General features: G+C 38.7%; 4 protein-coding genes. All 4 read left to right on the forward strand.

From position 1 onward, the window contains the following. A partial coding sequence (locus RYL77_RS08780; RefSeq protein ID WP_315010996.1) for a pyridoxal phosphate-dependent aminotransferase occupies positions 1–1,070 on the forward strand: 1,070 nt, incomplete at its 5' end. 231 nt (positions 1,071–1,301) lie between these two features. Then, positions 1,302–1,877 (forward strand): DUF2625 family protein, encoded by a 576-nt coding sequence (locus tag RYL77_RS08785; RefSeq protein WP_315010997.1) that lies wholly within the window; start codon positions 1,302–1,304, stop codon positions 1,875–1,877. 245 nt (positions 1,878–2,122) lie between these two features. Then, the gene (gene rpmH, locus RYL77_RS08790; protein ID WP_000831905.1) at positions 2,123–2,257 is read left to right on the forward strand and encodes a 50S ribosomal protein L34; all 135 of its coding nucleotides are present in this window, start codon (positions 2,123–2,125) and stop codon (positions 2,255–2,257) included. A gap of 136 nt (positions 2,258–2,393) precedes the next feature. Further along, the gene (locus tag RYL77_RS08795; protein WP_315010998.1) at positions 2,394–4,358 is read left to right on the forward strand and encodes a peptide ABC transporter substrate-binding protein; all 1,965 of its coding nucleotides are present in this window, start codon (positions 2,394–2,396) and stop codon (positions 4,356–4,358) included. The last annotated feature ends 46 nt before the right edge of the window (positions 4,359–4,404 follow it).

Consider the following 4,404-nt stretch of genomic DNA (forward strand, 5'->3'; position numbering starts at 1 on the left):
CAGCGCCAGATGAGGTCATTCATGACTTGATTATGAATGCGCGTGATAGTGAAGGGTACTCTGACTCCAAAGGGATTTTTTCAGCCCGTAAGGCCATCATGCAGTATTGCCAATTGAAGAAATTCCCAAACGTAGATATTGATGATATTTACCTTGGAAATGGTGTCAGTGAGTTGATTGTCATGTCCATGCAGGGGCTTTTGGACAATGGCGATGAGGTCTTAGTGCCAATGCCAGACTATCCTCTCTGGACAGCCGCTGTCAGTCTTGCTGGGGGAAATGCTGTTCACTATATCTGTGATGAAGCTGCAGAATGGTACCCAGATATTGACGATATCAAGTCAAAAATCACTTCCAATACCAAGGCAATCGTCCTTATCAATCCAAATAACCCAACTGGAGCCCTTTATCCTAAGGAACTCTTGCTGGAGATTATTGAGATTGCCCGTCAAAACGATTTGATTATCTTTGCGGATGAAATTTACGACCGCATGGTCATGGATGGACACGTGCATACGCCTGTGGCAAGCTTGGCACCAGATGTCTTCTGTGTCAGCATGAATGGTTTATCAAAATCCCACCGTATTGCTGGTTTCCGTGTAGGTTGGATGGTCTTGTCTGGACCTAAGACACATGTTAAAGGCTATATCGAAGGGCTCAATATGCTGTCCAATATGCGCCTTTGCTCTAACGTTTTGGCCCAACAAGTCGTCCAAACTTCCTTGGGTGGCCACCAATCAGTTGATGAATTACTCCTTCCTGGTGGAAGAATTTACGAGCAAAGAAACTTCATCTACAATGCTATTCAAGATATTCCAGGTCTGTCTGCCGTTAAACCCAAGGCGGGACTCTATATCTTCCCGAAAATCGACCGCAATATGTACCGTATCGATGATGATGAGCAGTTTGTCCTTAATTTCTTGAAACAGGAAAAGGTTCTCTTGGTTCATGGTCGAGGCTTTAACTGGCAGGAACCAGACCACTTCCGTATCGTTTACCTTCCTCGTGTTGATGAACTAGCCCAAATCCAAGAAAAGATGACTCGTTTCTTGAAACAGTATCGTAGATAGGGGTTCTATAGGGCTCAACTAGATTTTAGCGTTTTATCTCAGAGAAAGCGAACATTTTTATGATTTAAACGTTACCTCTCTGAGATTTTTATTTTCTTGGAAGAATACTGGGCAGGTATAACATCTTGAAAGATTAGAATTTATTAGAATCTTTAACATTACAAACATTAGTAACTATGAACTACAAGAGTAAAGATGAGTAGTGGAGAATAGGTAAATAAAATGATAACTATGAGAGAGATTCTTGAAAAATTTGATAAAAGTTCTAATGATATTAAATTCCTTGAATTTAATAAAAAAATAACGGATACTATAGAAACACCACAAGAACTGAAGTTTATCTTAGAACATTTTTCTTATATAACTGTTAATGGTTATTTAAAGATTTTGGGGAATGACTCAGAGAATGGATTCATCTATTGTAATGAATTGTTTTCAAAATGTTATAATCCTAATCGTTGTTTGATAGCTTATGATATTTTAGGTGGTCTATTTGCAATAAATATTGAAAAATTAAATTCAATAGAATATTTTGCCTCCGATACATTAGAATGGGAGGATTTGGAGATAGATTATAAGGGATTTTTATATTGGGTGACTACAAATCAGTTAGACCTATTTTATCAAGAACTTATAGTATCAGATTTGTTCGAATTAGATTTATCGCTTGAAACGAATGAAGTTGTTTTGACCTATCCATTTATGTGGTCAATGGAGTACACTCCATCAGGTGCGGTTAGAAAAATAGTTCCTTTTAAAGAATTGTTAGAAATGAATGCTAATTTTTGTAGACAGTTTGGGATATGAAATCGGTGGCTTTAATATAGGAAATGTATGTTAGCAAGAATTATTTTTTACTGATTTATTCGCATCTGAAGAGAATGTTACTCTTAACTGTTTCTGATAAGGGCTTACATTCGAAAAAGCTGGAAACATTTGCCTAGAGCTATTGACAAAAGTGAAAGAATCAGATAGAATAGTAAAGTATGTTTAGTAACTGATCACTTTATAGCCGGCTAAACGAATACAAAATCTATGAGGAGGTATTCATCGTGAAACGTACTTATCAACCAAGTAAACTTCGTCGTGCGCGCAAACACGGATTCCGTAACCGTATGTCAACTAAAAACGGTCGTCGCGTATTGGCAGCTCGTCGTCGTAAAGGACGCAAAGTTTTGGCTGCGTAATCCAAACGAACCATATCAAAAATCAGTAGGAACTCGAGTCTACTGATTTTTATTTTTGTAAAAAAGTTCAAAATGCTTTATATTTTTGCTCAAATGGTGTATAATATTTCACATACTGTAAAAATGGAGAATAATCATGAAGAAATCAAAAGTTATGCTTTTTGGAGCTATGGCTTTGACAGCAGGTCTAGCTCTAGCAGCATGTGGGTCTTCCCAATCAAATAATGCAGATAAGACGTACTCTTATATCTTTGTCAATAACCCAGATACCTTGGATTATATTACTTCTACCCGAGACTCTACATCTAGTATCACAACCAACTTGATTGATGGTTTGTTGGAAAACGACCAGTATGGCAATCTCATCCCGTCTATGGCTGAGTCATGGACAGTGTCAAAAGATGGTTTGACCTACACTTATAAAATCCGTCAGGGGGCTAAATGGTACACTTCTGAAGGAGAAGAGTATGCGAATGTAACAGCTCATGACTTTGTGACTGGTCTTAAGTATGCGGCTGATAAAAAGGCTGAAAACTTGTACTTGGTACAAGATTCTATCAAAGGGCTAGCAGACTATGTTGAAGGGAAATCATCTGATTTTGGAACTGTTGGTGTTAAGGCAGTGGATGATTACACACTCCAATACACTCTCAACCAACCTGAGACTTATTGGAACTCTAAAACAACAGCAAGTATCCTTAGTCCTGTAAATGAAGCCTTCTTGAAGTCTAAGGGAGATGACTTTGGAAGTGTGACACCATCAAGTATCTTGTCAAATGGTCCTTACTTGTTTAAGTCTTTCACATCAAAATCTTTGATTGAATTTGATAAAAATCCTAACTATTGGGATAAGGACAATGTTAAAATCGAGAAAGTGAAGCTCTCTTTCTTTGACGGTTCTGACCAAGACAGCATTGCAAGAGGATTCTTGGAAGGCAACTATACAGATGGTCGTATCTTCCCAACAAGTTCAGTCTTTGCTGAACTCAAGAAGGGAAATGAGGACAAGATTACCTATACACCGCAAAACTCAGTTACTTTCTACTATCTTTTCAACGTCAATCGTCAAAGCTACAAGCAGACTATGAAACAGTCTGATAAGGAAAAGACAGATTCACGTGCAGCTATGCAAAATAAAGATTTCCGTCAGGCTATCAATTTTGCCTTTGACCGTCATGCTTATGCAGCACAGACAAATGGTGAAGATGGAGCAGACCGTATCTTGCGTAACACGGTTACACCAAGTAACTTTGTCCAAGTTGGTGATAAGAACTTTGGTGACATTGTCAATGAAAAAATTGTCAACTACGGTAAAGATTGGGCAAATATCAACCTAAACGATGGTAAGCAAGCCTTCTTGAACCCTGACAAGGCCAAAGAGAAGTTTGCGAAGGCCAAAGAAAGTCTGCAAGCTCAGGGAGTAACTTTCCCAATTCATTTAGATATGCCAGTTGACCAGACTGCTAAGTTAGATGTGCAACAGGCCGGCTCTTTCAAACAAACAGTGGAAGAAACCCTTGGTAAGGAGAATGTGGTTATCGATGTTATCCAACTTTCTCCAGATGAAAAAGACCAAGCAACCTACTTTGCAGATACAGCAGAACAAAAAGACTACGATATCGACATCTCAGGATGGGGTGGAGATTACTCAGATCCTAAGACGTACCTAGCGATCCTAGATCCAGAGACAGGTTCTCAGTTGAAAAACATGGGCTTGTCTGAAGGAAAAGACAAGGAAGTTAAGGATAAGATTGGTCTTGCTGACTACAAGAAACTCTTGGATCAGGCAGATGCTGAAATCACAGATACTCAAGCTCGCTATGAAAAATATGCTGAAGCCCAAGCTTGGTTGACAGATAGTGCCCTCTTCCTACCAGTTCAAAGTGGTGGAGCCAACCCAATCTTCCGTAAGACTGTACCGTTTACAGGCCCATTCTCATTCGTTGGTCATAAGGGAAATGCGGACAACTACAAATATGTTGAATTGCAAAAAGAGCCAGTAACTGCTAAACAGTACCAAGAACTCTATGAAAAATGGCTAAAAGAAAAAGCTGAGTCAAATAAAAAAGCTCAGGAAGATTTAGCTAACCACATTCAATAGTATTCCTAGTCATGCTTTTCAGTTAATACTCTTCGAAAATCTCTTC

The organism is uncultured Streptococcus sp. (genome assembly GCF_963516515.1).
Taxonomy (GTDB): Bacteria; Bacillota; Bacilli; order Lactobacillales; family Streptococcaceae; genus Streptococcus.

Bases quoted from the DNA above. Each gene is read 5' to 3' on its own strand.
- RYL77_RS08795 (WP_315010998.1), top strand. From the start codon at position 2,394: ATGAAGAAATCAAAAGTTATGCTTTTTGGAGCTATGGCTTTGACAGCA.
- RYL77_RS08785 (WP_315010997.1), top strand. From the start codon at position 1,302: ATGAGAGAGATTCTTGAAAAATTTGATAAAAGTTCTAATGATATTAAA.